We start from the raw sequence: 25,758 nt of genomic DNA on the forward strand, positions 1-25,758 counted from the left end.
CCCGCTTGGTACCGTCGACCCATGGTCACCCAGTCCGGTAAGCCGGCCCCCGACACCACCCGCCGCAGCGAGCGGTCCCGGCGCGCCATCTACGACGCCGCGCTCGCCCTCGTCGCGGAGACCGGCTACGCGAAGACCACGATCGAGGGAATCGCCGCCCGCGCGGGCGTCGGCAAGCAGACCATCTACCGCTGGTGGGGGTCGAAGGCCGACGTCCTGCTGGAGGCCTTCCTCGACCTCAGCGAACAGGCGGCGCGGGACGCGGGGGCCTCGGCGGAGGAGCCGTACGTCATCCCCGACACCGGCGACCTGGCCGCCGACATCAAGGCCGTCCTGCGGGCCACCGTCGACCAGCTCACGGACCCCAGGTTCGAGGCGCCCTCCCGGGCCCTGGCCGCCGAGGGCGTGGTCAACGAACAGGTCGGCCGCGAGTTCACGGCCAAGCTGATGGAACCGTCCATCCGGCTGTACGTCGACCGGCTGCGCGCCGCGCAGGAGGCCGGCCAGGTCCGCGCCGACCTCGACCCGCGCATCGCCCTGGAGTTCTTCATCTCCCCGCTCGCCCAGCGCTGGCTCCAGTACACGGGCCCGATCTCCTACGAGTACACCGACACCCTCGTCGACTACGCCCTGCACGGTCTCGCGCCCCGGTGAGCATGCCGCACATAGGCCACTCTGGCCCCACCCGTCCCACCTGCCCCGATTCACGGCTACGGCCCCCCGATGCGCAGGATGGTGGGACCATGAGGCATGCTGTCCGCACCACAGCGAGGCGAGGGGACAGATGAGCGCGGAGTTCGGCGGCCGGACCGGCCTGTGGGGCAAGATCTCGGAGTGGCTGCGCACGAGCGGCCCGACGGAGGCCGCCGACGACGGCGACCGTGAGGCCCTGCTGCTGGCCGCCGCCGGAGCGGGCTTCCCGCTCGCGCCCGCCGCGCACCCGGCTCCCGGCTACGGCTGCTCCTGCGACCGGGTCGGCTGTCCGACCCCCGCCCGGCACCCGGTGTCCTTCGCCTGGCAGACGCAGTCCACGACCGACCGCGCGCAGATCGAGCGCTGGGCCCGCCATCAGCCGCAGGCCAACTTCATCACCGCCACCGGCATGACGCACGACGTCCTCGACGTGCCGCTGGAGGCGGGCCGGCAGGCCCTGGAGCGGCTGCTCGACTCCGGCGTCGACGTCGGCCCGGTCGCCGAGAGCGACGACGGCCGCATGCTGTTCTTCACCCTCACCCGCGGCACCCCCGAGGACGAGGACGAGTGGTGGCCGTGCGCCCTGGACTGCCACCCCGAGACCATGGACGAGCACCCCGGCCTGCGCTGGCACTGCCGTGGCTCCTACGTCCTGGTACCGCCCGCCCGGCTCCCCGGCGACGACGGCCGTCGCGTGCACTGGCTGCGCGGACCCGAGCACGCGCTGCCCGACCCGCTGACCCTCCTCGAAACCCTCACGGACGCCTGCGCCCGCCACGCCGGCCAGGAGCCCGACCACGCGAACACGGCCTGGCCCTCGCGTCACTGACAGCCGGCGCGGGCCCAGCAAGGGGCGCGGGGAACTGCGCGACCGGCCACGACGCACCAGCAGGTGCCGACGCACCCGCAGGTGGCTCACCATGCGGCCCGCGGAGCGCTACGCGCCCTTCGCCGCCGTCAGCCCCTCCAGGCGGCTGAGCATCGACACCTTGCCGTTGCCCGTGCCCTTCGCGGGGGCCAGGGCGACGTCGTTGGCGACGAACTCCATCGTCAGGGACTGCTTGATCTCACCGGTCGTCAGCGCGGCCACGTTCTTGTTCGGCGTGGGCACGGCGGCGCCCGCCGCGGCGGTCTGCTTCATGTAGTGGTGTGTGGTGAAGAAGACCAGCGCCCCGCCGTCCGCGGTGCGCAGCGCCAGCGGCGCGTAGTCGCCGCCGGTCAGCGGCTCGTCGATGTACTGCGTGGCCAGGCCCGGCTTGGTGGCGTTCTTCGCCCGGGTCGAGCGCAGCGTATTCGTGTACGCGCCGTCCGCGAAGGCACCCTTGCCGCTCTGCAGGTACGCCGCGTAGTCCTTGCTCAAGTCCTCCGGGGCGACGGCCAGTTCGGCGGAGTCGGCGGGTACGGCCTCGGCGTGGCCGTCCTTGCCCGCCTGCTTGAACTCCGGTACCGAGCCCGGCGCCACCAGCGTCAGATAGGTCGCCTGCCACCGCTCCGCCCGCTCGCCCCGGCTGAACACCATCAACCAGCGTGCGTCGCCGCCCTTGTTGCCCTTCGCGTCGGCGACGAACCAGCGCGGCCAGCCCGCCTTCTCGACGATCGTGTACTTCACGTCCGACAGCACCAGCGGTGTGTGCTGCGGGTTGCCGTCCGGGTTGGTGACGCGACCCGCCTTCAGCCGCGCCTCGTCGATGATCCCGAGGGCACCGGTGGTGTAGTCGGCGTCCAGAGAACTGTCGTACGCCGCGTCGGCCTTGTTGTAGGCGGACGTGAACTGCTCGACGGCCTTCACGGCTTCCGCCTTCGTGGCGGCCGGGAGCAGTTCGAGCTCCCCGTGGACGACCACGCAGCCGCTCGCCGTGAGCGAGACGGCGGTGAGTGACGCCGCTACGAGTGCGTACCGGTCACGTGCGCGGAGCCTTCGACTGCGCGGAACCCCGGTCGTCAGGCTGCGTTCCCTGCTCATCAGGCGACTTCACCTTCCCCTTCCCGGAGGCGAACCCTACCGGGGCGAGGAACAGCGCGAGCGTCGGGACCAGGTACAGCAGCCACACCGTGACCTGGAGGACCGTCGGATCGGGCTGGAAGTTGAACACGCCCTTCAGCAGGGTGCCGTACCAGGTGTCCGGCGGAATGGTGCCGGTGATGTCGAAGGCCAGGCTGTTCAGGCCCGGGACCAGGTCGGCCTCCTGGAGGTCGTGGACGCCGTACGCCAGCACGCCCGCGGCCACCACGACGAGCATGCCGCCGGTCCAGGTGAAGAACTTGGCGAGGTTGATCTTCAGCGCGCCGCGGTAGAACAGCCAGCCGAGCAGGACGGCGGTCGCCAGGCCCAGGGCCACGCCGATCAGCGGGCGCGGGGTGCCGTCGCCGGCCGCGTGCACCGACGCCCACACGAACAGGGCGGTCTCCAGGCCTTCGCGGCCGACGGCGAGGAAGGCGGTGGCGACCAGGGCGCCGGTGCCCATCGCGAGGGCCGCGTCCAGCTTGCCGTGCAGCTCCGACTTCAGATGCCGGGCGGTGCGCCGCATCCAGAACACCATCCACGTCACCAGGCCGACCGCGAGGATCGACAGGGAGCCGCCGAGCGCCTCCTGCGCCTGGAACGTCAGTTCCTGGGAGCCGAATTCGAGGACGCAGCCGAAGCCGAGCGCGAGCGCGACGGCGACGCCGATGCCGATCCAGATCGGCTTGAGGGCGTCCCTGCGGTCCGTCTTCACCAGGTAGGCGATGAGGATGCAGACGACGAGGCTGGCCTCCAGGCCCTCGCGCAGTCCGATCAGATAGTTGGAGAACACGGGCTCAAGCCTCCTTGGAGAACAGCGTCCGGCCCCACCAGTCGTCCTTGTCGCGGACGCCCGGCGGGACGGCGAAGACGGCCGAACCCACGTGCTGGATGTATTCGTTGAGGGCGTCGGTGGCGAGGTTGCGCTGGACGCGGACGAACCCCTCGCGCACATCGCGCTGATAGGCGAGGAAGAACAGCCCCGCCTCCAGCCGCCCCAGACCGTCGGTGCCGTCGGTGAAGGAGTAGCCGCGGCGCAGGAGCGTCGCCCCGTGGTTGGAGTCCGGGTGCGCGAGCCGGACGTGCGCGTCGGGCTTCATCGCCTTCAGGAACGGCTCGTCGCGCTCCTTGGCCTTGCCGACCGGAGCGCCCTCGCCCTTGTCGCGGCCGAAGATGTCCTCCTGCTCCTGGAGCGAGGTGCGGTCCCAGGTCTCGATGTGCATCCGGATCCGGCGGGCGACGAGATAGGAACCGCCCACCATCCAGGCCGAGTTCTCCTTGACGTCCTTCTCGCCGACCCAGACGAACTTCTCCAGCCGGTCGGTCTCGGTGCCCGCGATGTTGCGGGTGCCGTCCTTGAAGCCCATCAGGTTGCGCGGGGTCTGCGCGTCGGGCGTCGTGGACGAGGTCTTGCCGAAGCCGAGCTGCGACCAGCGGATGACGACCTTGCCCATGCCGAGCCGGGCCAGGTTGCGGATCGCGTGCACGGCGACCTGCGGATCGTCGGCGCAGGCCTGGATGCACAGGTCGCCGTTGCTGCGGGCCGCGTCGAGCGCGTCCCCGGCGAACGTGGGCAGGTCGATCAGGGCGTCGGGCCGCCGGTCGGCGAGGCCGAACTTGGTGAACAGCGACGGCCCGAAGCCGACCGTCAGGGTCAGCCGGGACGGCTTGAGCCCCAGGGCCTCGCCGGTGTCGTCCGGCGGCGCCTCGGCGAGACCGCCGAAGGCGCCCTCGCCGACCGCCTTCCCGGCCGTCATCCGGCGGGCCGCCTCCGTCCAGTCCTTCAGCAGCCGGACGAACTCGGCGCGGTCCGTGGTCGTCACGTCGAACGCGGCGAAGTGCAGCCGGTCCTGCACGGGCGTGGCGATGCCCGCCTGGACGCTGCCGTGGAAGCCGACCGCGGCGCCCGCCTCGGCGGCCGCCGGATCGACGTCTTCGCCGGTGCGGGTCATCGCGACCGCGCCGCCGGCCGCGGCGGCACCGAGCGCGAGCCCGGCACCGCCCCAGCCGATCAGCGACCGGCGGGAAGGCACGCTGCCCTGGGTCTGGGTCATGTCCTGGCTCCTCGGTTACTTCGCCACGGCGGCGGCGAGCTTGGACAGCGGCTCGGCGAGCGCGTTGACCGCGTCGGACAGTTCCTTGCGGTCGGCGGCGGCGACCTTGTCGTACGCGGTGAACACGTACGAGGACGTGTTCGGGCGGTACTTGTCCAGCAGCGTGTTCAGCGCGGCGAACTGCTTGTCCAGCTCGGTGACCAGGGCCGCGTCGTTCTCCTTGGCGACCGGCTTGAGCAGCTCGTAGGACTTCTGGGCGCCCTCGACGTTGGCCTTGAAGTCGACGAGGTCGGTGTGCGAGTAGCGCTCCTCCTCGCCGGTGACCTTGCCGGTGGCGACCTCGTCGAGGAGCTCCTTGGCACCGTTGGCCATGGAGGTCGGGGTGATCTCGGCCTTGCCGACCCGCTTCTGCCAGTCGGTCAGGTCGGTGGTGAGCTGGTCGGCGAGGGTCTTCTCCGCGGCGGTGATCTTCTTGTCCTGCCAGAGCGCCTTCTCCAGCCGGTGCCAGCCGGTCCAGGTCTGGCCGGCCTCCAGGCCGTCCGCGCGGACGTCGACCTTCGGGTCGATGTCGCCGAAGGACTCCGCGACCGGCTCGGTGCGCTCCCAGCCGATACGGGAGGGCGCGTAGGCCGCCTTGGCCGCTTCGAGGTCGCCGGCCTTGACCGCCTTGACGAAGGTCGCGACGAGCGGCAGCGTGGCGTCGGCCTGCTCCTGCGCGTACTCGCGGTAGGCGGCGACGGCCTTGTCCAGGCGCGGGTCACGCTTGGCGACCGAGCCGCCGGTGACCTTGAGGTCCTGGCGTATGCCGGTGCCCTTCATGCCGGGCTTGCAGGCGATCCGGTAGTCACCGGCCTTCACCTCGGCGGTGACCCGCTGCTTGGTGCCGGGGCCGATGTTCTCCCGCTCGCTGACGATCCGGTCGTCCGGGAAGAGGATGTAGACCTCGGTGACCTTGGAACCCTTGTTCTCGATGGCGAGCTCGACGTGTCCGGCGGAGATCTCCTTCTTGGAGGTCACGCACTTGGTGTCGGTGGCGGTCACGCTGATGACGCGGTCACCGTCTTTCGCGTCGCTCTTGGAGGTGCAGCCGGTGACGGCGGTCAGTGCGGTCACGGCGGTGACAGCGGTGACGACGGACAGTCTGGCGGCTCGCATTCGGGCTCCCAGCGATGGCTGAATATGGGCGTGACGCGGCCCACAAGGGTTGGTGAGCCTCGCCTAACTTATCCAAGGCTTACCTGCGTGATACCCGCCCGTGCAGTGATTCACCTCTCATGGACGCCGTATGAGCACGAGCCGATCACGGTGACTCAAAACGGACCCCAAGGGATGGTCAAAGGAGATTCAAAGATTCCGCTTCGGGGTCACCGGTACGGCTCCCGTCCGGGGGTGTGCGAGCACCTCGACCGGCTGGTCGTAGACATCCGAAAGCAGCCGCTCGGTGAACACCTCGCCCGGCGGACCGTCCGCCGCCGACCGCCCGGCGCACAGGACCGCGACCCCGTGCGCGCAGGCGGCGGGGAGCCCCGGATCGTGCAGCACCACGACCCGCGCGTCCCCCGGTGATCTGCTGGATCGCCGCCGTGTCCGCGAAGAAGAGGCGCAGCCCGATCAGCGCGCCCGCGAAGGCGTTCACGGCGATCCCGGTGAGGATTCGGCGTCACCACCTCGGTGCGGCCGCCGGAGCGCGACATCACGTACACCAGCAGGACCGTGCCGAGCCCGGCGGCGAACGCGAACGCCGACACCGTCCAGTTGCCGAGGAAGTTCAGGCCGAACGCGATCGAGGCGACCGCGCCGACCACCGCGCCGGAGGAGATCCCGATGACGCCCGGTTCGGCGAGGGGGTTGCCGAAGACGCCCTGCAAGGGGGCTGCGGGGGTGGCGTTCTCGGCGGAGCCGCCGGTGTCGGCGGGCTTGTCCAGGACGCTCATGGCTGAAGGTTAGGCTAGGCTAACCTTCACCCGCCGTGGCTCGGCTGCCCCGGCCGGCCGACGGTGCTTCAATTCCCCGGTGACTGATTACGACGTGCTCCGCGTCTTCTGCGCGCCGAACGGCGGCTACGGCAACGAACTGGGCGTGGTCCGCGAAGGTTCGGTGCTGCCGGACCGCGAGGACCGGCAGGACCTCGCGGCCAAACTCGGCTTCGGCGAGACGGTGTTCGTCGACGACCCCGAGCGCGGGATCATCGACGTCTACACGCCCACCCGGCGGCTGTCCTTCGCGGACCACTCGTGCGTGGGCGTCGCCTGGCTGCTCGACGTGCCCGAGCTCGTCACGCCGGCCGGCGCCGTGGGCACCCGCCTGGACGGCGAGTTCACCTGGATCGAGGCGCGCGCGGAGTGGGCCCCGCCGTGCGTGTTCCACCGGTACGCCACCGCCGCCGAGGTCGACGACCTCCCCGTGCCGCCGGCCGGCGACTGGATCTACGCCTGGGCCTGGGAGGACGAGCCGGCCGGCCGGATCCGCGCCCGCGGCTTCCCCGGCCGCGGTGACGGCGTCGACGAGATCGAGGCGACGGGCGCGCCGGCGCTGCTGCTCACCGAGCGGCTCGGCCGTGCGCTGAACATCACCCAGGGTGCGGGCTCCCAGATTCTGACGGCCCCGCAGCCGTACGGGTGGGTGGAGATCGGCGGGCGCGTGTTCCTCGAGCGCTGAATCATAGGGCCGGTCGCGGGCGTCCGCGTACTTCTACGCGGCCGTACGGGTGGTCTGGCGTGTGCGGGAGGAGGCGAACGGGGACCTCTGGGCGTGACACTCGAGCCCCGTGAGAGGAACGCCATGCGTATCCGTTCAGTTCTGGCCGCCACCGTCCTGGGCATCGCCCTCGCCGCCACCGGTGCGACGACCGCCACCGCCGACGAGGGTCCCCGCCAGCACCACGAGGAGCCCCGCGAGCACCACTTCGGCGGGGACGAGGGTGTCTGCAGCCCGTACATCGGTGCGGTCGACACGTCCTCGGCCGACATCTTCTGGGCCGGCAAGCACTGCGACCGATTCTGATCAGGCGCCGGGCCCCCTCGCCGTGAGTGCGGCGAGGGGGCCCGCTCCGTTTCCGTCCGCCCGTGCAGACCGCTCACGCCGACAGCGAGAACTCCTCGCCCAGGGCCCGGAAGACGTCGGTGTTCAGCGCGAAGGCGCGCTTGCACTCGCCCACGATCCGCTGCTTCTCCAGGTCGTCCGCGCGCACCCCGTCCAGCAGTTCCCGGTACCCCCGCTTGAAGGCCGCCGGGTTGCCGATCTCCTCGAAGACGTAGAAGCGGACGCCGTCGCCCTTGCGCTCGAAGCCCCAGGTCCGTTCCGCCTTGTCGCGGATGATCTGCCCGCCGGAGAGGTCGCCCAGGTAGCGCGTGTAGTGGTGGGCGATGTACCCGGCCGGCCAGTGCTCGGCACACTCCCGCACCCGCGCCGCGTACGCCTCGGTCGCCGGCAGCGCCGACGCACCCGACCGCCATCCGGCGCCCCGCAGATGCGCGAGATCCCGCTCCAGCGCCGGCAGCCGGAACAGCTCCGACCGGATGAAGGGCCCGGCCACCGGGTCCGAGGCCAGCCGCTCGGCGCCGGCCTCCAGCGCCTCGTAGACGAACCAGAGCTGCTCGGTGTAGCGCGCGTACGCCTCGACGCCGAGCCTGCCGCCGAGGAGGTCGCTCATGAACGTCGAGGTCTCGGCCTCCACGTGCTGCTCGTGGGAGGCCGTGCGGATGAGTGTCGAGAACGAGTCCATGCCCACATCCTTTGAGGTAAGGCTTACCTAAGTCAATGGGTTTGCCGACGCCTTGTCGGTAAAAGCGTACAAGAAAAGACCCGCCCCCAGCAGGGAGCGGGCCTTCGGTCGTGTCACGGCAGCGTGAGGATCTCCGCGCCCGTCTCGGTCACCACCAGCGTGTGCTCGAACTGGGCCGTCCGCTTGCGGTCCTTGGTCAGCACCGTCCAGCCGTCGTCCCACATGTCGTACTCGTGGGTGCCGAGGGTCAGCATCGGCTCGATCGTGAACGTCATCCCGGGCTGGATGACGGTCGTCGCGTGCGGGCTGTCGTAGTGCGGGACGATCAGCCCGGAGTGGAACGAGGAGTTGATCCCGTGCCCCGTGAAGTCCCGCACCACGCCGTACCCGAACCGCTTGGCGTACGACTCGATGACCCGTCCGATGATGTTGATCTGCCGGCCGGGCCGGACCGCCTTGATCGCCCGATCGAGGGACTCCCGCGTCCGCTCCACCAGCAGCCGCGACTCCTCGTCGACGTCCCCGACCAGGTACGTGGCGTTGTTGTCGCCGTGCACCCCGCCGATGTACGCCGTCACGTCCAGGTTGACGATGTCGCCGTCGCGCAGGACCGTCGAGTCCGGGATGCCGTGGCAGATGACCTCGTTGACGCTCGTGCACAGGGACTTGGGGAAGCCGCGGTAGCCCAGCGTCGACGGATAGGCGCCGTGGTCGCACATGTACTCGTGCGCCACCCGGTCCAGTTCGTCGGTGGTGACCCCCGGCGAGATCAGCTTCGAGGCCTCCGCCATCGCCTGCGCGGCGATCCGGCCGGCCCGGCGCATCGCCTCGATGGTCTCGGGCGTCTGCACCTCCGGCCCGGTGTACGGCGTCGGGGCGGGCTTGCCGACGTACTCGGGGCGGCGGATGTTTCCGGGCACCGAACGGATGGGGGACAGCTCCCCGGGGACGAGCAGCGACTGGCCAGACATGCCAGTGAGTCTAACGAGCGGCTGTGGGGGAACATGTCGATGGCGAAAGGAGCCGTCATGCCCCTGTTCAAGAAGTCGACCGCCGGCAAGCCGGGCGAGTGGTACTACTGCCTGGAGCACAAGGAGGTCGAGGAGGGGCCGGAGTGCCCGGCCAAGGACCGATTCGGCCCGTACGCCAACCGCGCGGAGGCCGAGCACGCGATGCAGACCGCCCGCGAACGCAACCTCCAGTGGGAGAACGACCCCAAGTGGCACGACGCCCCGGCGGGCGGCGCCACCGACGACGACTGATCACCCGACCGGTCACGCGATCCACCACGCGCCGGCAGCCCCACCGCGCCCACGCACAGCGCCCTTCCCGACCGCTGGACCGGTGGCGGATCGTGGGCAGGCGGGGCAGGGCAGGTCACCAGGGGGGAGGCGGCGGTGCCGTCAGGCGTTCGGCCAGGTGGGAGAGGCGGTCGGCGAAGCGCCGGCGCCCTCTCGTCGGGGGCAGCGTCTCGCCGGCGGCCGCGCTCACCAGGTGCTGCACGGTGTCCAGGTCCAGCTCGGAGCCGTCCGGCACGGCCAGCGTCTCGTGGGCCAGGGCCGTCAGCTCCCCCTCGCCCGGGCCGAGGGCCAGGATCATGACGCCGGTCCGCCGCGCGTCCGACACCCGCTCGAGCAGCGGTGCGTCCCCCGACGGCGACGCCACCAGCAGCGTCTCGCCCCGCCTGGCCGCCTCGATCCGGCCCAGGCCGACCGCGAGATGCGCCGGGTCGGAGGGACGCGCGGCATGCCGGACGAGGGTCGGCGCCAGCTCCGGCGTACCCGACCACGCGGCCTCGTCCACCAGATGCGCCGCGAGATGCCAGGGCTCGTACGCCGCCGTGCCCACCAGCAGCAGCCCGCCCCCGTACGAGACGACCGACCCGCGCAGCACCCCGGCGAACCTCCGGGTGGCCCCCAGCCACTCGGTCCCGGCGAGCACCTCACGCAGCAGCGCGACCCTTACGGCGTCCATGCGGCCGTATCGTGCCGCAACCGGCCGCCGCCCGCCCGGGGTTCGCCCCTCGTTCACCCGACATGACGAAGGGCCGCTCGGCACGCCCACGTAAAGTCGGCCCATGACCTCTACCGACAGTGCACAGAACGCCACCGCGGCCGCCCCGGCGAAGGCCCCCGCCAAGGACCCGTGGGACCTCCCCGACGTCTCCGGACTGGTCGTCGGCGTGCTCGGTGGGACCGGCCCGCAGGGCAAGGGTCTCGCCTACCGGCTCGCCAAGGCCGGCCAGAAGGTGATCATCGGTTCGCGTGCCGCCGACCGCGCCCAGGCCGCCGCCGACGAGCTCGGGCACGGTGTCGAGGGCGCCGACAACGCCGAGACCGCGCGCCGCAGCGACATCGTGATCGTCGCCGTACCGTGGGACGGCCACGGCAAGACCCTGGAGTCCCTGCGCGAGGAGCTGGCCGGCAAGCTGGTCGTCGACTGCGTCAACCCCCTCGGCTTCGACAAGAAGGGCGCCTACGCGCTGAAGCCGGAGGAGGGCAGTGCCGCCGAGCAGGCCGCCGCCCTGCTGCCGGACTCCCGGGTCGCCGCCGCCTTCCACCACCTCTCGGCGGTCCTCCTCCAGGACCCGGAGATCGACGAGATCGACACCGATGTGATGGTGCTGGGCGAGGAGCGCGCCGACGTGGAGCTCGTACAGGCGCTGGCCGGCCGGATCCCCGGCATGCGGGGTGTCTTCGCCGGGCGGCTGCGCAACGCCCACCAGGTCGAGTCCCTGGTCGCCAACCTGATCTCCGTCAACCGCCGCTACAAGGCCCACGCCGGGCTGCGCGTCACGGACGTGTGAGCGTATGGGGGACACTGGTCGGAGCAGCCCAGCAGTGTCCCCCGACAGGAGAACCCGGAGCCATGTCCTCCCTTCCCCCGCCCAGCCCGGCCCGGCGACTCGCCCTCTACACGCTCGTCGTCTGCGTACTCGCGGTGGCCGCGGCGGTCGTCTCCTTCGTCCAGGGCAGTCTGCTGGGCATCGTGTGGGTGCTGCTCGCGGGCCTGTCCTCCAACATGACCTGGTACTACGTGAGGCGGGACAAGCTGCGCAGGGCCGCGGACGCCGACGTCACCGGCTGACCGCGCAGAACTCGTTCGTGCCCTGCCAGAAGCGGTACAGCGACTGACCGCAGTACGTCTCGACGTCGCCGATCCCGAGAGCGCGCAGCACCGCGTCGACCATGTCGAAGAAGACTCCGTTGACGGACGGCACCCACAGCAGCGCGAACACGAACAGCAGCCCGAACGGCGCGAACGGCTCCACCTGCCGCTTGACGTCGTACGACAGCCAGGGCTCGATGACCCCGTAGCCGTCCAGACCGGGGACCGGAAGGAAGTTCAGGATCGCCGCCGTGACCTGGAGCAGGGCGAGGAAGGCGAGCGCGAACCGGAAGTCGGCCGGCACGCCGTCCAGCGCGTCCAGCCAGAACGGCGCCGTGCACACCACCGCGAACAGCACGTTCGTCAGCGGACCCGCCGCCGAGATCAGACTGTGCCGCCACCGCCCCCGGATCCGCGCGCGCTCGATGAAGACCGCACCACCCGGCAGACCGATCCCGCCCATGATCACGAACAGCACCGGCAACACCACACTGAGCAGGGCGTGGGTGTACTTCAGCGGGTTGAGCGTGAGATACCCCTTCGCGCCGACCGAGATGTCACCGCTGTGCAGGGCGGTACGCGCGTGTGCGTACTCGTGCAGACACAGGGACACGATCCAGGCGGCCGTCACGAACAGGAACACCGCCACGCCCGGCTGCTCGGCGAAGCCCGTCCAGGTCGCCCAGCCGGTGACCGCCGTCACGGCCAGGATGCCGAGGAAGACGGGACTGATCCTCCGCTCGGCACTGCGGGTGGTGGCGGTGGTCATGGGGCCCCCTGAGCTCGTACGCGTGTGTGGAACTGCCCGACCGTACCCGGCCCGGGCATACCGGGAAAACGTCCCGTGGCCGGCGCCCGGTTCCTGGGGCACGAAACGTGCGGGCAACCGGCTCGCGCCACCCCGCCGGAACCCCGTGACCGACGTCGATCCCACCGGAGAGAATGGACCCCGTGCGCTATCGCATCCTCGGCACCACCCAGGCACTCCGTCCGGACGGTGTCCCCGTCGCCGTCGGCGGAGCGCGGCTGCGTGCCCTGCTGGCCGTGCTGGCGCTGCGGGCCGGGCGGAGCGTACCCGCCGGGCTGCTGGTCGAGGAGGTGTGGGCCGGTGACCCGCCCGCCGACGCGCCGGGCGCGCTCCAGGCGCTGGTCGGCCGGCTGCGCCGGGCCCTCGGGGCGGGCGCGATCGACTCCGCCGAGGGCGGCTACCGGCTGGCCGCCGCCCCGGACGACGTCGACCTGCACCGCTTCGAGCGGCTGACCGGCGACGGCATCCGCGCGCTCACCGACGGCGACCCCGCCAAGGCCGCCGTCGTCCTCGACGACGCCCTCGCCCTGTGGCAGGGGCCGGCCCTCGCCGACCTGCCCGACCGCGCCGCCGAGGCGGCCCGCTGGGAGGCCCGCCGCCTCGACGCGGTGCGCGCCCGGCACACCGCCGCGATCGCCCTCGGCCAGGCCGAGCGGTCGCTGCCCGAACTCACCGCGCTGTGCGACGCCCATCCGCTGGACGAGCCCCTCCAGGCCCTGCGGCTGCGCGCCCTGCGCGAGGCGGGCCGCACCGCTCAGGCGCTGGCCGCGTACGACGAGGTCCGCCGGCTGCTGGCGGACCGCCTCGGCACCGACCCCGGCCCCGAACTGCGCGCCCTGCACACGGAGCTGCTCACCCCCGGAGATCCGGGAGGCGCCGGCGATCCGAGAGGCCCCGGCGCTTCGGCAGGCCCCGGGAAAGGGGCCCGTCCCTTCGGGCCCGCGAGCCCGAACGGGGCGCCGTCCGCACCGGATTCCTCCGCCCTGCCGCCCCCGCCCCTCGGCAACCTCCGCGCCCGGCTCACCTCCTTCGTCGGCCGGGAGGCCGACATCGCCGCCATCCGGGGGGACCTCGCGAGCGCGCGGCTCGTCACCCTGCTCGGGCCCGGCGGGGCAGGCAAGACCCGGCTGTCCCAGGAGGCCGCCGAGACCGTACGGGACACCGCGCGCGACGGCGTCTGGCTGGCCGAACTCGCGCCCGTCGCCGACCCGGACGCCGTGCCGCAGGCCGTCCTCACCGCCGTGGGAGCCCGCGAGACCGTGCTGTACGGCGCCGGCGCCGAGGAGATGCGGGTCGCCGCCGAGCGCCACGACGACCCCCTGGAGCGTCTCGTCGAGCACTGCGCCCGCCGCCGCATGCTGATCGTCCTCGACAACTGCGAGCATGTGGTCGAGGCCGCCGCCCGGCTCGTCGAGGAACTGCTGGCGCGCTGCCCCGAGGTGACGGTGCTGGCGACCAGCCGTGAGCCGCTCGGTGTGCCCGGGGAGGTGCTGCGCCCGCTGGCTCCGCTGCCGGAGCGGGTGGCGCTGCGGCTGCTCGCCGACCGGGGCGCGGCCGCCCGCCCGGGATTCCGGCCCGACGCCGACGACGACACCGCGGCGGCCTGTGCGGAGATCTGCCGTCGGCTCGACGGCCTGCCGCTCGCCATCGAGCTCGCCGCCGCCCGGCTGCGGATGCTGACGCCCCGTCAGATCGCCGGCCGGCTCGACGACCGCTTCCGCCTCCTGACCTCCGGCAGCCGCACCGTCCTGCCCCGCCAGCAGACCCTGCGGGCCGTCGTCGACTGGTCCTGGGACCTGCTCGACGAGGACGAACGCGACGTCCTGGCCCGCCTGTCGGTCTTCGCCCGCGGCTGCGACCTCGCCGCCGTCGAGGCGGTGTGCGGCCCGGCCGCCGCCTCCCGCACGGGCCACGACTCCCTCGCCTCGCTCGATCTGCTCGCCTCGCTCGTCGACAAGTCGCTGGTCGTCGCCGCTCCCGACCCCCGGGGTGACATGCGTTACCGGCTGCTGGAGACCGTCGCCGAGTACGCGGGCGAGCGACTGGACGAGTCGGGGCGGCGGGCGGCGGCCGAGCGGGCGCATCTGACGTACTACCGCGAACTCGCCCGCACCACCGAGCCGTTGCTGCGCGGCCCCGGGCAGCGGGACGCCATCGACCGCTTCCAGCTGGAGTACGAGAACCTGCGCACCGCGCTGGGCCGCGCCGTCGCGGCCCGGGACGAGCAGGAGGCGCTCTGCCTGACCCTGTCACTCGTCTGGTACTGGCAGATGCGCGATCTGCGCATCGAGGCCCGTACCTGGTGCGTCGAGGCCATGGCCCTGAGCCCCGACCCGTTCGCCGAACCGCTGCGCCCGGCCGCGCCGGTGTGGAAGTCCTGCATCGACGCCCCGCCGCCGATGACCGGCGAGGTCCTCGCGGAGGCCAGGCGCGGGGTCCACCTGGCCCATCTGGCCTGTATGGACACCGAGATGGAGACCTGGCAGACCGCGACGTCGCAGGCCAAGCTGCGGCTGATCGCCGAGACCTACGAGCCCGGACTGCCGCAGACCTGCCGCGCACCCGGCCTGCTCTGGTTCTTCGCCGTGATGATGACCGGCGCTCCGGACCGCATCCGCGCCATCATCGACGCCAACGTCGACACCTGCCGCCGGACGCCCGGCTACGAGTGGGAGCTCGCCTCCTGCCTCCAGTTGCGCGCCAACATCCTCGCCAACCGCGCCGACTGGGCCGGGAGCGCGTTCGGTGACGCGGCCGAGGCCCTGGAGATCTTCCAGCGCCTCGGCGACGCCTGGGGCACCGCCGAGGCCCTCTCGGCCCGTGCCGAGGCGCACGAACGCCTGGGCGCGTACCTCGAGGCCGCCGCCGACTACGAGGGTGCCATCGAGCAGGCCGAACGGCTCGGCGCCCGCTCCCAGTCCGCGGTCCTCGCCGCCCGGCTGGGCAGCGCGCTGCTGGAGGCGGGTGACGAGGAGCGGGGCGAACGCGTGCTGCGCGAGGTGATCGCCGGCGAGGAGCGCGCGGTGAACGAGGCCATGCACATCGCCCGCCTCTTCCTCGCCGGCTGGCTGGCCGCCACCGGTCGCCGCACCGAAGCCCGCGAGCAACTCGACCTGCTGCGGGAGGAGTTCGACTTCGGTCACTTCGCGGTCTTCCACTCCTTCATCCTGGGCGCGGAGGCCTGGCTGGATGCGATCGACGGCCGGTCCGCGCAGGCCCTGACCGGCATCCGGGCCGCACTGGAACGGGCCACGGATCCGCTGTCCGTGGCCATCGCCCCGCAGATGCGCTCCTTCTATCTCTTCATCGCCGCGACCGCCCTCGTAGGTGTGGACGGCGGCGGCCGCGCCGCGGACGCCGCCCGCTGCCTGGGCTCCGCCGACACCCTGCTGCCGCCGCGCCACGTACCCCCGCGGGTGGAGCGCGAGGCGCGCGACCTGGCCATGGCCCGGACGCGCGGCGCGCTCGGCGACGCGGAGTTCGAGAGCGCGTACGCCGAAGGCGGTGGCCTCTCCTACGAGGAGGCCACCGCCCTGGTGTGAATCGTCCTGATGCGTCCCGACGCGCGTGCTGCCACGTCCCGACGCGTGTCGCCGCGTCCCGACGTGACCCGTTCGGCGTCCGGCTCAGGTCTTCGTGCGGAACTTGTGGATCGCGACCGGTGCCATCACCGCGGTGAGCCCTATCGACCAGGCCAGCGTCACCCACAGCCCGTGCGCGACCGGCCCGCCCACCATCAGTCCGCGCGCCGCGTCGGCGAGCGAGGACAGCGGGTTGTACTCGGTGAAGTTCTGGAGCCAGCCCGGCATCGACTGGGTGGGGGCGAAGATCGACGAGCCGAACTGGAGCGGCATCAGCACCAGGAAGCCCATCGCCTGCACGGACTGCGCGCTCTTCATCATCACGCCGAGGGTGAGGAACACCCACATCAGTGCCGAGCCGAACACCGTGGCCAGCCCCACGGCGGCGAACAGGCCGGGCCAGTTGGTGATGTCGAAGCCCACCAGCACGGCCACCACCACGAGGATCACGCACGCGACCAGCATGCGCATCAGCTCCACGACGATCTTGGCGAAGAGCACCGAGCCCCGTCCGATGGGCAGCGACCGGAAGCGGTCCATGACCCCGGAGTTGAAGTCCGTGTTGAAGCCGGTGCCCACGCCCTGCGCCATGTTCATCCCCATCATGGCCAGCAGCCCGGGGATGACGTACTGCACGTACGCCTCCTGCCCGCCGCCCAGCGACTGCCCGATCGAGCCGCCGAAGACGTACACGAACAGCAGCGTGAAGATCACCGGGAAGAGGACCGCGTCGAACATCGACTCCGGGTCCTGCCGGATCCACAGCAGGTTGCGGCGGATCAGCGCGCCGGTGTGCCGCAGGTGGCTGCGGAACGGGATGCGCGCGTCGGTCGTCGTGCTGATGTCGATCGTGGCCGCGCTCATACGGCGACCTCCTCGCGGGTCTCGGTGGGCTGGGCGTCCTGCGGGGCACTCGCCCGGTGGCCGGTGAGGGACAGGAAGACCTCGTCCAGGCTGGGCAGTTCGGTGGTCAGGGAGGTGAGCGTGATGCCGCGCGCGCTGACCGCGCCGATCACGGCGGTCAGCTGCTCGTCGCTGAGCACCGGAACCAGGACGGAACCGCGCTCGGCGTCCACGACGGTGGTGGCGAGCCCGGTGATGCCGAGCTCGTCGAGCCAGCTCGCCAGCGGCCGCAGCTGAAGCGGGTCGGCGGGCCGCACCCGCAGCGTCCGGCCGCCGACCCGGGCCTTCAGCTCCTCGATGCCGCCGCCGGCGATGACCTTGCCCCGGTCGACGACGGTCAGCTCGGAGGCGAGCTGCTCGGCCTCCTCCATGTACTGGGTGGTCAGGAGCACGGTGACCCCGTCCCCGACCATCGCCTTGACCTCGGTCCACACCTCGTTGCGGGTGCGCGGGTCGAGCCCGGTGGTCGGCTCGTCCAGGAACAGCACCTGCGGCCGGCCGATCATCGACGCGGCGAGGTCGAGCCGGCGCCGCATACCGCCGGAGTACGTGCCGACGGGCCGCTTGGCGGCGTCCGTCAGCGAGAACCGCTCCAGCAGCTCGTCGGCCCGGATCCGGGCCTCCTTGCGGGGGAGGTCGAGCAGCCGCCCAATGAGGTACAGGTTCTCCCACCCGGGGAGCTTCTCGTCCACGGAGGCGTACTGGCCGGTGAGCCCGATCACCCGGCGCAGCTGCCGGGGCTGGCGTGCGACGTCGTAGCCGGCGACGGTCGCCTGCCCGTTGTCGGCGGCCAGCAGGGTGGACAGGATCCGCACGAGGGTCGTCTTCCCGGCGCCGTTCGGCCCGAGCACCCCCATCACGGTTCCGGCCCGTACATCGAGGTCGACGCCGTCCAGTGCCTTGGTCTCGCCGTAGTGCTTGACCAACCCCCGAACGGTTACAGCGCTTCCCGCGCCACTGGGGTTCTTGTCGATTCGCGTCATGACAGGAACTCTGCCGACCCCCACCGACAAACCACCGACAGGACGCCGACAGCACCGACATCCTTCCGACAGCCACCGGCGCGAAAGAGCGCAGCCCGCCGACGGGGGAAGATCGGCGGGCTGCGGTGGTGCGGAAATGGCTCAGTGGACGCTGTGCTCGTCCAGCGGGAACGTTCCGCCGACGACGTCCTCGGCGAAGGCCTTCGCCGCGTCGCCCATGACCTCACGCAGGTTCGCGTACTGCTTGACGAACTTCGGCACCCGGCCCCCGGTCAGCCCGAGCATGTCGGTCCACACCAGTACCTGGGCGTCCGTCTCCGGCCCCGCGCCGATGCCGACGGTCGGGATGTGCAGCACCCGGGTGACCTCGGCGGCCAGCTCGGCCGGAACCAGCTCCAGCACCACCGCGAACGCGCCCGCGTCCTGCACGGCCTTCGCGTCCCGCAGCAGCTGCTGGGCCGCCTCCTCGCCGCGTCCCTGCACGCGGTAGCCCATCGCGTTCACGGACTGCGGAGTCAGGCCGATGTGCGCCATGACCGGGATGCCGGACTCGACGAGGAGCTCGATCTGGCGGTGCGAGCGCTCACCGCCCTCCAGCTTCACGGCCCCGACCCCGGCCTCCTTCACCAGCCGGGTCGCCGAGCGCAGTGCCTGCACCGGTCCCTCCTGGTAGGAGCCGAACGGCAGGTCTCCGACGATCAGCGCACGGCTGGTGCCCCGTACGACCGCCGCCGACAGCATGGTCATCTCGTCGAGGGTGACGGGCACGGTCGTCTCGTACCCCAGATGGCAGTTGCCCGCCGAGTCGCCCACCAGCATCACCGGGATCCCGGCCTCGTCGAAGACGGAGGCGGTCATCGCGTCGTAGGCGGTGAGCATGGGCCACTTCTCGCCGCGCTCCTTGGCGAGGCCGATGTCGCGAACGGTGATGCGGCGTGTGCCCTTGCCTCCGTACAGCGCCTTGCTGCCGTCGGAGGCATTCGTGCGGGCAGCCGAAAGCTGCGTCATTGCAACGGCTCCTTACGTCATCTCGAGGCGCCCTCACGGCGTCCCCGGACCACCACCCATGGTGGCACTTCGTGCCAGGGAGGGCCAGAGCGCCCCCTGTGGGTAAAGCCTCAGTAAGAAAACCGGTAAGAGGAATCGATACGAGACGGTCTCGTATCGGAAGTGTCCTACGCTCGACGCCATGACTACTCCTGCCGTCCCCACCGCTCCGCGGATACCGGAAGCGGTGCACCGGCGTCGTTGGGCGATCCTCGGTGTCCTGATGCTGAGCCTGCTGATCGTGGTGCTCGACAACTCGATCCTGAACGTCGCGATCAAGACGATCTCGACACCTGCCCCGACCGGCCTCGGCGCCACCCAGAGCGAGCTGGAGTGGGCGATCAACTCCTACACGCTCGTCTTCGCGGGACTGCTGTTCACCGCCGGTCTCCTCGGTGACCGGCTGGGCCGCAAGAAGGTCCTGCTCGGCGGGCTCGCCGTCTTCGGGATCGGCTCCGCGCTCGCCGCGGAATCCGGCTCGCCGGCCCAGCTCATCGCGTTCCGCGCGCTGATGGCCGTCGGTGCCGCCTTCGTGATGCCCGCGACCCTCGCCGTCCTGATGAACGTCTTCGAGCGCGAGGAACAGCCCAAGGCGATCGGCATCTGGGCGGGCGGTGTCGGGCTCGCGATCGCCATCGGCCCCATCACGGGCGGTCTGCTGCTCGACCACTTCTGGTGGGGGTCGGTCTTCCTCATCAACGTGCCGATCGTGCTGCTCGCGTTCGGGCTGATGCTGTGGCTGGTGCCCGAGTCGCGTGACCCGAACCCCGGCCGCGTCGACCTCGTCGGCGTCGTCCTGTCGGTCGTCGGCCTGGTCCTGCTCGTCTACGGCATCATCAAGGGCGGCGAACTCGCCGACTTCACGGACCCGACCGTGCTGGCGACCATAGCGGCCGGCCTGCTCGTCCTCGTCGCGTTCGTGGTGTACGAGAAGCGCAGCGACCATCCGTCCGTCGACATGGACTACTTCAAGAACAAGGTGTTCTCGGCCGCGATGGCCGTCATCACCCTGGTCTTCTTCGCGCTGATGGGCGTCACCTTCTTCTCGGTCTTCTACACCCAGAGCGTGCGCGGCTACTCCCCGCTGCAGTCCGGTCTGCTCCTGCTGCCGCTGGCCGCCGCCCAGCTGATCTTCGCGCCGCGCGCCCGGCTGGTCGTCGACCGCTTCGGGGTCCGGGCCACGACCACCGGGGCGATGGTCGTCCTCGCGGCGACCCTGGTCGCCTTCGCCACGCTGGACGCCGACACCCCGATCTGGCTCCTGGAGATCGTCTTCTTCTGCATGGGCACCGGAATGGCCCATGTCATGACCCCCACCAGCGTGGTCATCATGCAGGCGCTGCCCCGGGAGAAGGCAGGCTCCGCCTCCGCGCTCAGCAACACCTTCCGCCAGCTCGGCGGCGCGCTCGGCATCGCCGTACTCGGCTCGGTGCTGTCGGCGTCGTACCGCAACGGCATCGAGGGGCACCTCGGCACGCTGCCGGCGGCCCTGCGCGACACCGCGGGCGAGTCCATCGAGGCGACGCTCGGGATCGCCGCGAAACTCGGCGACCAGGGCAAGGTGCTGGTCGCCCCCGCCAACGACGCCTTCCTGCACGCCATGCACATCACCGCCCTGTGCGGGGCCGGGGTCGCGGCTGTGGGCGCGGTCGTGGTGGCCGTGTTCCTGCCGGGCAGGCCGAAGCCCGCGCCGCAGGACACGGCGGAGGAGGGGGAGTTGATGCGGACGAAGCCGTAGGGGGCGAGGGCCGGGGCGGCCGGGAACAGCCGCCCCACCCACCCGCTGGGCGACAATTCCCCCACCGCGACGAAAGGATCGAACACGTGAGCCTCGGCGACAGGGGGACCACCGTCACGGCGGCCGGCGTGAGCGGGGAGCAGCCCGTCCGGGGGCGGCCCCGCAGCGAGGCCGTCGAACGGGCCATCATCGAGGGCACGATGAAGCTGCTGGAGGACGGGGTCTCACTCGCCGAGATCTCCATCGAGCGCATCGCCCGTACCGCAGGCGTCGGCAAGGCCGCCATCTACCGCCGGTGGAGCGGCAAGGAGGAACTCTTCGTCGACGTGCTGCGCGCCGCCGAACCGCAGGACCCCGAACTCCCCGGCACCTCCATGCGCGACGACCTGGTCGTACTCCTCGAAGCGCTGCGGCGGAGGGGTCTCGCCAACCGTTCCTCGGCGATCCTGCACAACGTCCACGCCCAGATGAAGAGCAGCCCGAAGATCTGGGCGGCGTACCACAACACGGCGATAGAACCCCGGCGCAGGATGGCCGTCGAGGTCCTGCGCCGGGGTCAGGAGAACGGCGAACTGCGCGCCGACCTGGATGTGGAACTGGTGAACGACATCTTCGTGGGCCCCATGCTCGTCCGCGCGATCATGCGCCCCGACGCCGATCTCCCCGCCGACCTCCCCGCGCGCATCGTCGACACGCTGCTCGCCGGGCTACGCCCCGTCAGTTCCTCGACGCGGTAGCCCCCATGTGCGCGTTTCGTCACAGACCGGGCCCTGTGGCCCGGGGCCGGAACCCGTGGGACCACACCGGTCGTCCTCGTGCCCGTACGGCCGTCACGGGACGGCGAGATCAAAGCCGATCATCCCCTAGGGTCGTACCCGGGGGAACGGACGGTGTGCAAGGCAGGCAGTGAGGCGACGGTATGGCGCAGCAGGCGTACATGACGGAGACGGACGGCAACGGAGGCTCGGGTCCCGAGCCTCGGGGAGTTCGGCTCCGGCGCCTGATCGGCACCCTGTTCGGTCGGATCGGCGCGGGCTGGCGAGGTGATCCGCGCATCTGGCGGCGGGGTCTGGTCCTCACCGGGTTCGCGCTGGTGTTCTCCCTGGTGATGGGGCTGCATTCACGCATCCCCAACCGCTACGGCAACCTCGGCAGTCTCACGGAGACGTTCCTGCCCTGGATCGGTGTGTTCGTGCCGGTGCTGCTGGTGCTGGCGCTGGTGCGCAAGTCGGCGATCGCGCTGATCGCCGTCGTCCTTCCGGCCGTGGTCTGGCTGAACCTCTTCGGCGGACTTCTCGTCGACCGGACCGGCAGCGGCGGCGACCTCACCGTCGCCACCCACAACGTCAACGCCGACAATCCGGACCCGGCCGGCACCGCCCGTGACGTGGCCGCGTCCGAGGCGGATGTGCTGGCCCTGGAGGAGCTGACCGCCACGGCGGTGCCGGTGTACGAGAAGGCGCTGGCGGCGACGTACAAGTACCACTCGGTGCAGGGCACGGTCGGCCTGTGGAGCAGGTACCCGCTGAGCGCGGTGAAGCCGGTCGACATCAAGCTGGGCTGGACGCGCGCGATGCGGGCGACGGTCACGGCACCGGAGGGACAGGTCGCCGTCTACGTCGCCCACCTGCCGTCGGTGCGGGTGAAGCTCCAGGCCGGGTTCACCGCCCGCCAGCGCGACAAGAGCGCGGACGCGCTGGGCGAGGCGATCGCCGACGAGAAGCTGACCCGGGTGGTCCTGCTCGGCGACCTCAACGGCACCATGAACGACCGCTCGCTCAACGCCGTGACCTCCCAGATGCGCTCCACGCAGGGCGCGGCGGGCAGCGGCTTCGGCTTCAGCTGGCCCGCGTCGTTCCCGATGGCGCGGATCGACCAGATCATGGTGAAGGGCGTGGAGCCGGTCACCTCCTGGACGCTGCCGCAGACGGGCAGCGATCATCTGCCGGTGGCGGCGCGTGTGAAGGTCACCACACCTTGACCAGGGGGTCACTCGCCGGAATAGCGGGCCGAGGAGACTTTGTTCCGTACTTGAACATACGACACGTATGCTGAACGGAACCCACTCTCCCTGAAAGGTCAAGTCCTCCATGCCCCTGGCCCTGCTCGCCCTGGCCGTGGGTGCCTTCGGAATCGGCACCACGGAGTTCGTGATGATGGGCCTGCTGCCCGACGTCGCGGACGACCTGCATGTCTCGATCCCGACGGCCGGACATCTGGTCTCGTCGTACGCGCTCGGCGTCGTCATCGGCGCGCCGCTGCTGGCCGCGGTCACGGCACGGATGTCCCGCCGGACCGTCCTGATCTCCCTGATGAGCCTGTTCGTCGTGGGCAACGCCCTGTCGGCCTTCGCCCCCGGCTACGACTCGCTGCTGGCCGCCCGCTTCCTCAGCGGTCTCCCGCACGGCGCGTTCTTCGGCGTCGGCGCGGTGGTGGCCACCAACATGGTCGCCCCGGAACGCAAGGCCCGCTCGGTGTCGCTGATGTTCCTCGGCCTGACCGTCGCCAACATCGCGGGTGTCCCCGTCGCCACCCTCATGGGCCAGCAACTCGGCTGGCGCGCGACCTTCCTCGGCGTCAGCGTGATCGGCCTGGCGGCGATCGCCTCCCTGGCCCTGCTGATCCCGCGCGACCACGCCCACGCGCCCGCCGTCGGGCTGCGCCGCGAGCTGGCGGCCCTGCGCTCGCTGCCGGTGTGGCTGGCCCTCGGCACGACGGTGGCCGGCTTCGGCGCCCTGTTCTCCGCCTACAGCTACATCACCCCGATGCTGACGGACTCCGCCGGTTACGCCGACTCCAGTGTGACGCTGCTGCTCGCGCTGTTCGGCGTCGGCGCGACGATCGGCAATCTGCTGGGCGGGCGGCTCGCCGACCACGCGATGCGCCCGACCCTGTTCGGCGGCCTGACCTCCCTGGTGGTCGTCCTGGCCCTGTTCCCGCTGCTGATGACGACCGCGTGGGGCGGCGCGCTGGCCGTGGTCCTGCTGGGCGTGGCGGCCTTCGTGACCGGTTCGCCGCTCAACCTGATGGTGATGGAGAAGGCGGCCGCTGGCCCGTCGCTGGCCTCCTCCGCCAACCAGGCCGCGTTCAACATGGCCAACGCGGGCGGCGCCTGGCTCGGCGGCCTGGCCCTCACGGCCGGCCTCGGTGTGACCTCGCCCGCACTGGCGGGAGCGGTGCTGGCGGCCCTGGGCCTGGTCGTGGCAGGCGTCGCGGCCGCGGTCGACGCCCGCCGGACCCCGCGGGCCACCGGCCGCGAGCGCGTCGTCGCGACACACGTGCCGCGGACCGTCGAGGCGGGGGTCCGTCACTGACGTCCCTCCAGGAGTGAAATGCGGTGGCCCGCGACGCGCGGGCCACCGCATCTCAGGTTTCCGGACGGGCCAGGCGGCCGAGCAGGGCTGTCACGTCGTCGCGGGACACCGGCTGGAAGAACAGCGCGTCGGCCTGCTCGACCGCGGCGATCGCCCGCGGGGCCAGGTCGGCGCCCGTATCGGTGACGCGCAGCCGTTTGGCGCGGGTGTCGGCCGGGTCGACCTCACGCTCGATGAGCCCCTTGTTCTCCAGGGTGCGCAGCACCTGGGAGGTCATCTTGACGTCCGTGCCGGCCTGCTGGGCGAGGGCCAGCTGATTGGGGTGCTCGCCCTGCCCGTTGAGCCACCAGGCGCAGGCGAGCAGCACGAACTGCACGTGGGTGAGGTCCAGGGGGGTCAGGGCGGCGGCGATCTCGCGCTGCCAGCGCAGTGTGGTGTGCCACAGCAGGAATCCGGGGCTCTCGCCGGGGCTGAGGGGCATCAGCGCCGAGCCCGTCCGACCAGCGCGGCCATGGTGTCGGGCCAGTCGGCCGTGACGGCCGGGCCGATCTGCGGGCCGGCCTCGTCCGCGCCGGCGCCGGTGATCTCCATCCGGTACACCACCCGGACCCTGCTCCGGTCGATCGGGTCGATCGGGTCGATCCGGTGGACGGTGCGCAGCAGCAGGTCGCCGAAGCGGGCCTCGTCGACGAACCGTTCCCCTACGACGGCCTCGGCGACGCGCAGCACGATCGCGTCGTCCCCGGGCGGTGTCATGGTGATCAGCGCGCCCGCCGCGAACGGACCGTCGATCTCGATCTTCTCGATCTCCGCGTTCCAGGTCACCCAGTTCGGCACATCGGCCCAGAGCTGCCAGATCGCCTCGGGCGTGGCGTCGGTCTCGATGCTGTGCTCGTACTCCCACATGCGGGCCCCCTCGATCAGATGATGTATCCGTAGATTATCTGCGCGCAGACTAAATGTCGAGCGTGCGGCGACGATCACCTCGGTGGGTCGGTGGCCGCGCGGAGGGACCCTGGCGGGTTGCCTGGTGGGTGGCGGGGTCGTCGGCGGGGCTGCCGGAGTACGTACGTCGCCGCGCAGGCCACGCGGCTGCCGCCCGGCATCCGCCACAGGCTCGGGTCGACGCCGTCCGCCGGCCCGGCAGGGGCGATCGGAACCCGGGCGGACGATCGCCCGCCCTGTCCCGCCCCGCCCCGTGCCGCCCCGCGTCCGTCAGGAGGGTCGGCCGACGTCACACCTGATGCGGGCGGCGATCGCTCGCGCGCAGTCCAAGGACTCGGTGTGGGTGGTGTCCACCTCCAGGTCGTAGTCGACGCCCTGGTGGACCAGGTCCGCCTGGGAGGCGGCCATGCCCGGGACCCGGTCCCCGCGGGCGAGTTCGCGGCCCGCGGCGACCGCGCTCTCGCATCTGACGCCCACCCAGAGCACGTCCAGTCCGGCGAGGACCTGCCGCCACTCCTGCCGGGACGCGGCTCCGCCGAGGAAGACGTCGTCGATGACGACCCGGGCGCCCGCGCGGACCGTCGCGGCCACCCCCTCCCGCCACGCCGTCTGGAGCGTCCGGAACTCCGGCCCGACACTCACCCCGCCGTCCGCGGTGAACTCGATGCCCGCGGCCGAGGCCCGCAGGGACGCGGGCATGGCTTCGAGCAGCGAGTCGACCCCGACGGCGAGCCACGGATCCGGCAGGACCGCCTGGAGACACCGGACGATCCCGGACTTGCCCGAGCTGGAGCCGCCGTTCAGCACGATCACCTGAGTTGTCATCGCGCCACCGTAGGGGCGCCGCGGACCCGGGCC

At 71.6% G+C, this 25,758-nt stretch carries 26 protein-coding genes and 2 pseudogenes; 12 read left to right on the forward strand and 16 right to left on the reverse strand.

Annotated features, from left to right (window positions below):
• The first annotated feature begins 21 nt into the window (after positions 1-21).
• On the forward strand, positions 22-654 hold the full coding sequence (locus tag OHU34_RS30095; protein WP_142263918.1) for a TetR/AcrR family transcriptional regulator: 633 nt from the start codon (positions 22-24) through the stop codon (positions 652-654).
• A 130-nt stretch (positions 655-784) separates the two neighbouring features.
• The gene (locus OHU34_RS30100; RefSeq protein ID WP_142263917.1) at positions 785-1,522 is read left to right on the forward strand and encodes a bifunctional DNA primase/polymerase; all 738 of its coding nucleotides are present in this window, start codon (positions 785-787) and stop codon (positions 1,520-1,522) included.
• A 108-nt stretch (positions 1,523-1,630) separates the two neighbouring features.
• Here OHU34_RS30100 and OHU34_RS30105 read toward each other — a convergent pair whose 3' ends face one another.
• The 6 genes and pseudogenes from OHU34_RS30105 to OHU34_RS30130 all read right to left on the reverse strand — a co-directional run.
• The gene (locus tag OHU34_RS30105) at positions 1,631-2,656 is read right to left on the reverse strand and encodes a hypothetical protein (RefSeq protein WP_230196022.1); all 1,026 of its coding nucleotides are present in this window, start codon (positions 2,654-2,656) and stop codon (positions 1,631-1,633) included.
• Positions 2,595-3,488, reverse strand: a complete 894-nt coding sequence (efeU, locus tag OHU34_RS30110; RefSeq protein ID WP_142263916.1) for an iron uptake transporter permease EfeU — start codon at positions 3,486-3,488, stop codon at positions 2,595-2,597. Before efeU ends, OHU34_RS30105 begins: the two co-directional genes overlap by 62 nt.
• 4 nt (positions 3,489-3,492) lie before the next feature.
• Complete coding sequence (efeB, locus tag OHU34_RS30115) at positions 3,493-4,749, reverse strand: iron uptake transporter deferrochelatase/peroxidase subunit (protein ID WP_142263915.1); 1,257 nt, start codon at positions 4,747-4,749, stop codon at positions 3,493-3,495.
• Between the two features lie 15 nt (positions 4,750-4,764).
• Positions 4,765-5,904, reverse strand: coding sequence for an iron uptake system protein EfeO (efeO, locus tag OHU34_RS30120; RefSeq protein WP_142263914.1), 1,140 nt, complete (start codon positions 5,902-5,904; stop codon positions 4,765-4,767).
• Positions 5,905-6,093: 189 nt separating this feature from the next.
• Positions 6,094-6,312 (reverse strand): annotated as a pseudogene (locus OHU34_RS30125) (hemin ABC transporter ATP-binding protein); the annotation flags it as partial.
• Positions 6,296-6,623 (reverse strand): annotated as a pseudogene (locus tag OHU34_RS30130) (iron chelate uptake ABC transporter family permease subunit); the annotation flags it as partial. The pseudogenes OHU34_RS30130 and OHU34_RS30125, both read right to left, overlap by 17 nt.
• Before the next feature lie 139 nt (positions 6,624-6,762).
• On the opposite strand from OHU34_RS30130, the gene OHU34_RS30135 reads away from it, so the two are divergent.
• Positions 6,763-7,407, forward strand: a complete 645-nt coding sequence (locus tag OHU34_RS30135; RefSeq protein ID WP_057599727.1) for a PhzF family phenazine biosynthesis protein — start codon at positions 6,763-6,765, stop codon at positions 7,405-7,407.
• A gap of 123 nt (positions 7,408-7,530) precedes the next feature.
• Complete coding sequence (locus OHU34_RS30140; RefSeq protein WP_142263913.1) at positions 7,531-7,752, forward strand: hypothetical protein; 222 nt, start codon at positions 7,531-7,533, stop codon at positions 7,750-7,752.
• A 73-nt stretch (positions 7,753-7,825) separates the two neighbouring features.
• On the opposite strand, the gene OHU34_RS30145 is transcribed toward OHU34_RS30140, so the two are convergent.
• Both OHU34_RS30145 and map read right to left on the reverse strand, forming a co-directional pair.
• Complete coding sequence (locus OHU34_RS30145; RefSeq protein WP_142263912.1) at positions 7,826-8,473, reverse strand: heme oxygenase (biliverdin-producing); 648 nt, start codon at positions 8,471-8,473, stop codon at positions 7,826-7,828.
• 113 nt (positions 8,474-8,586) lie between these two features.
• Positions 8,587-9,444: a type I methionyl aminopeptidase gene (map, locus tag OHU34_RS30150; protein ID WP_142263911.1), complete on the reverse strand. Its 858-nt coding sequence runs from the start codon at positions 9,442-9,444 to the stop codon at positions 8,587-8,589.
• A gap of 57 nt (positions 9,445-9,501) precedes the next feature.
• On the opposite strand from map, the gene OHU34_RS30155 reads away from it, so the two are divergent.
• Positions 9,502-9,735 carry a hypothetical protein gene (locus OHU34_RS30155; protein ID WP_405769269.1) on the forward strand — a complete coding sequence of 78 codons (234 nt, stop codon included), beginning with the start codon at positions 9,502-9,504 and terminating at the stop codon, positions 9,733-9,735.
• Between the two features lie 115 nt (positions 9,736-9,850).
• Here OHU34_RS30155 and OHU34_RS30160 read toward each other — a convergent pair whose 3' ends face one another.
• Positions 9,851-10,447: a hypothetical protein gene (locus tag OHU34_RS30160; RefSeq protein ID WP_054238014.1), complete on the reverse strand. Its 597-nt coding sequence runs from the start codon at positions 10,445-10,447 to the stop codon at positions 9,851-9,853.
• 103 nt (positions 10,448-10,550) lie between these two features.
• Here OHU34_RS30160 and npdG point away from each other — a divergent pair, with 103 nt between their 5' ends.
• Both npdG and OHU34_RS30170 read left to right on the forward strand, forming a co-directional pair.
• Positions 10,551-11,279, forward strand: a complete 729-nt coding sequence (npdG, locus tag OHU34_RS30165) for an NADPH-dependent F420 reductase (RefSeq protein WP_142263910.1) — start codon at positions 10,551-10,553, stop codon at positions 11,277-11,279.
• 62 nt (positions 11,280-11,341) lie between these two features.
• Positions 11,342-11,560: a hypothetical protein gene (locus OHU34_RS30170; RefSeq protein ID WP_142263909.1), complete on the forward strand. Its 219-nt coding sequence runs from the start codon at positions 11,342-11,344 to the stop codon at positions 11,558-11,560.
• Here OHU34_RS30170 and OHU34_RS30175 read toward each other — a convergent pair.
• Positions 11,550-12,350, reverse strand: coding sequence for a site-2 protease family protein (locus tag OHU34_RS30175; RefSeq protein ID WP_405769274.1), 801 nt, complete (start codon positions 12,348-12,350; stop codon positions 11,550-11,552). The genes OHU34_RS30170 and OHU34_RS30175 overlap by 11 nt on opposite strands.
• A 173-nt stretch (positions 12,351-12,523) precedes the next feature.
• Here OHU34_RS30175 and OHU34_RS30180 point away from each other — a divergent pair, with 173 nt between their 5' ends.
• On the forward strand, positions 12,524-15,931 hold the full coding sequence (locus tag OHU34_RS30180) for an AfsR/SARP family transcriptional regulator (protein ID WP_405769277.1): 3,408 nt from the start codon (positions 12,524-12,526) through the stop codon (positions 15,929-15,931).
• Positions 15,932-16,015: 84 nt separating this feature from the next.
• Here the strand turns inward: OHU34_RS30180 and OHU34_RS30185 are convergent, their stop codons facing one another.
• The 3 genes from OHU34_RS30185 to panB all read right to left on the reverse strand — a co-directional run bounded on the left by OHU34_RS30185 (position 16,016) and on the right by panB (position 18,864).
• On the reverse strand, positions 16,016-16,834 hold the full coding sequence (locus OHU34_RS30185) for an ABC transporter permease (RefSeq protein ID WP_142263906.1): 819 nt from the start codon (positions 16,832-16,834) through the stop codon (positions 16,016-16,018).
• Complete coding sequence (locus OHU34_RS30190) at positions 16,831-17,856, reverse strand: ATP-binding cassette domain-containing protein (protein WP_142263905.1); 1,026 nt, start codon at positions 17,854-17,856, stop codon at positions 16,831-16,833. The genes OHU34_RS30185 and OHU34_RS30190 overlap by 4 nt, the downstream gene beginning before the upstream one ends.
• Positions 17,857-17,997: 141 nt before the next feature.
• On the reverse strand, positions 17,998-18,864 hold the full coding sequence (gene panB / locus OHU34_RS30195) for a 3-methyl-2-oxobutanoate hydroxymethyltransferase (RefSeq protein WP_054238008.1): 867 nt from the start codon (positions 18,862-18,864) through the stop codon (positions 17,998-18,000).
• Between the two features lie 181 nt (positions 18,865-19,045).
• Between panB and OHU34_RS30200 the strand changes: the two genes are divergently transcribed.
• From OHU34_RS30200 to OHU34_RS30215, 4 genes are all read left to right on the forward strand, one after another.
• Complete coding sequence (locus tag OHU34_RS30200; RefSeq protein ID WP_142263904.1) at positions 19,046-20,641, forward strand: MFS transporter; 1,596 nt, start codon at positions 19,046-19,048, stop codon at positions 20,639-20,641.
• An 86-nt stretch (positions 20,642-20,727) separates the two neighbouring features.
• Positions 20,728-21,378, forward strand: a complete 651-nt coding sequence (locus tag OHU34_RS30205; protein ID WP_405769281.1) for a TetR/AcrR family transcriptional regulator — start codon at positions 20,728-20,730, stop codon at positions 21,376-21,378.
• Positions 21,379-21,560: 182 nt separating this feature from the next.
• Positions 21,561-22,622, forward strand: a complete 1,062-nt coding sequence (locus OHU34_RS30210; RefSeq protein ID WP_142263903.1) for an endonuclease/exonuclease/phosphatase family protein — start codon at positions 21,561-21,563, stop codon at positions 22,620-22,622.
• Positions 22,623-22,731: 109 nt separating this feature from the next.
• The gene (locus OHU34_RS30215; protein WP_142263902.1) at positions 22,732-23,955 is read left to right on the forward strand and encodes an MFS transporter; all 1,224 of its coding nucleotides are present in this window, start codon (positions 22,732-22,734) and stop codon (positions 23,953-23,955) included.
• A 52-nt stretch (positions 23,956-24,007) separates the two neighbouring features.
• Here the strand turns inward: OHU34_RS30215 and OHU34_RS30220 are convergent, their stop codons facing one another.
• The 3 genes from OHU34_RS30220 to cpt all read right to left on the reverse strand — a co-directional run bounded on the left by OHU34_RS30220 (position 24,008) and on the right by cpt (position 25,725).
• Positions 24,008-24,436, reverse strand: coding sequence for a MarR family winged helix-turn-helix transcriptional regulator (locus tag OHU34_RS30220; RefSeq protein WP_405769286.1), 429 nt, complete (start codon positions 24,434-24,436; stop codon positions 24,008-24,010).
• Positions 24,436-24,861: a polyketide cyclase gene (locus OHU34_RS30225; RefSeq protein ID WP_405769288.1), complete on the reverse strand. Its 426-nt coding sequence runs from the start codon at positions 24,859-24,861 to the stop codon at positions 24,436-24,438. The genes OHU34_RS30220 and OHU34_RS30225 overlap by 1 nt, the downstream gene beginning before the upstream one ends.
• Positions 24,862-25,170: 309 nt before the next feature.
• Positions 25,171-25,725 carry a chloramphenicol phosphotransferase CPT gene (gene cpt, locus OHU34_RS30230; RefSeq protein WP_142263899.1) on the reverse strand — a complete coding sequence of 185 codons (555 nt, stop codon included), beginning with the start codon at positions 25,723-25,725 and terminating at the stop codon, positions 25,171-25,173.
• Positions 25,726-25,758: the final 33 nt, after the last annotated feature.

The sequence above is a fragment of the Streptomyces sp. NBC_00080 genome (assembly GCF_045041255.1).
Lineage (GTDB): Bacteria > Actinomycetota > Actinomycetes > Streptomycetales > Streptomycetaceae > Streptomyces > Streptomyces coriariae.

What these genes read in the sequence shown, in the direction of transcription:
- OHU34_RS30095 (WP_142263918.1), top strand. Translation starts at nt 22, where the DNA reads ATGGTCACCCAGTCCGGTAAGCCGGCCCCCGACACCACCCGCCGCAGC.
- OHU34_RS30100 (WP_142263917.1), top strand. Translation starts at nt 785, where the DNA reads ATGAGCGCGGAGTTCGGCGGCCGGACCGGCCTGTGGGGCAAGATCTCG.
- OHU34_RS30105 (WP_230196022.1), bottom strand. Translation starts at nt 2,656, where the DNA reads ATGAGCAGGGAACGCAGCCTGACGACCGGGGTTCCGCGCAGTCGAAGG.
- efeB (WP_142263915.1), bottom strand. Translation starts at nt 4,749, where the DNA reads ATGACCCAGACCCAGGGCAGCGTGCCTTCCCGCCGGTCGCTGATCGGC.
- efeO (WP_142263914.1), bottom strand. Translation starts at nt 5,904, where the DNA reads ATGCGAGCCGCCAGACTGTCCGTCGTCACCGCTGTCACCGCCGTGACC.
- OHU34_RS30140 (WP_142263913.1), top strand. Translation starts at nt 7,531, where the DNA reads ATGCGTATCCGTTCAGTTCTGGCCGCCACCGTCCTGGGCATCGCCCTC.
- OHU34_RS30145 (WP_142263912.1), bottom strand. Translation starts at nt 8,473, where the DNA reads ATGGACTCGTTCTCGACACTCATCCGCACGGCCTCCCACGAGCAGCAC.
- map (WP_142263911.1), bottom strand. Translation starts at nt 9,444, where the DNA reads ATGTCTGGCCAGTCGCTGCTCGTCCCCGGGGAGCTGTCCCCCATCCGT.
- OHU34_RS30155 (WP_405769269.1), top strand. Translation starts at nt 9,502, where the DNA reads ATGCCCCTGTTCAAGAAGTCGACCGCCGGCAAGCCGGGCGAGTGGTAC.
- OHU34_RS30160 (WP_054238014.1), bottom strand. Translation starts at nt 10,447, where the DNA reads ATGGACGCCGTAAGGGTCGCGCTGCTGCGTGAGGTGCTCGCCGGGACC.
- npdG (WP_142263910.1), top strand. Translation starts at nt 10,551, where the DNA reads ATGACCTCTACCGACAGTGCACAGAACGCCACCGCGGCCGCCCCGGCG.
- OHU34_RS30170 (WP_142263909.1), top strand. Translation starts at nt 11,342, where the DNA reads ATGTCCTCCCTTCCCCCGCCCAGCCCGGCCCGGCGACTCGCCCTCTAC.
- OHU34_RS30175 (WP_405769274.1), bottom strand. Translation starts at nt 12,350, where the DNA reads ATGACCACCGCCACCACCCGCAGTGCCGAGCGGAGGATCAGTCCCGTC.
- OHU34_RS30180 (WP_405769277.1), top strand. Translation starts at nt 12,524, where the DNA reads ATGGACCCCGTGCGCTATCGCATCCTCGGCACCACCCAGGCACTCCGT.
- OHU34_RS30185 (WP_142263906.1), bottom strand. Translation starts at nt 16,834, where the DNA reads ATGAGCGCGGCCACGATCGACATCAGCACGACGACCGACGCGCGCATC.
- OHU34_RS30190 (WP_142263905.1), bottom strand. Translation starts at nt 17,856, where the DNA reads ATGACGCGAATCGACAAGAACCCCAGTGGCGCGGGAAGCGCTGTAACC.
- panB (WP_054238008.1), bottom strand. Translation starts at nt 18,864, where the DNA reads ATGACGCAGCTTTCGGCTGCCCGCACGAATGCCTCCGACGGCAGCAAG.
- OHU34_RS30200 (WP_142263904.1), top strand. Translation starts at nt 19,046, where the DNA reads ATGACTACTCCTGCCGTCCCCACCGCTCCGCGGATACCGGAAGCGGTG.
- OHU34_RS30210 (WP_142263903.1), top strand. Translation starts at nt 21,561, where the DNA reads ATGGCGCAGCAGGCGTACATGACGGAGACGGACGGCAACGGAGGCTCG.
- OHU34_RS30215 (WP_142263902.1), top strand. Translation starts at nt 22,732, where the DNA reads ATGCCCCTGGCCCTGCTCGCCCTGGCCGTGGGTGCCTTCGGAATCGGC.
- OHU34_RS30220 (WP_405769286.1), bottom strand. Translation starts at nt 24,436, where the DNA reads ATGCCCCTCAGCCCCGGCGAGAGCCCCGGATTCCTGCTGTGGCACACC.
- OHU34_RS30225 (WP_405769288.1), bottom strand. Translation starts at nt 24,861, where the DNA reads ATGTGGGAGTACGAGCACAGCATCGAGACCGACGCCACGCCCGAGGCG.
- cpt (WP_142263899.1), bottom strand. Translation starts at nt 25,725, where the DNA reads ATGACAACTCAGGTGATCGTGCTGAACGGCGGCTCCAGCTCGGGCAAG.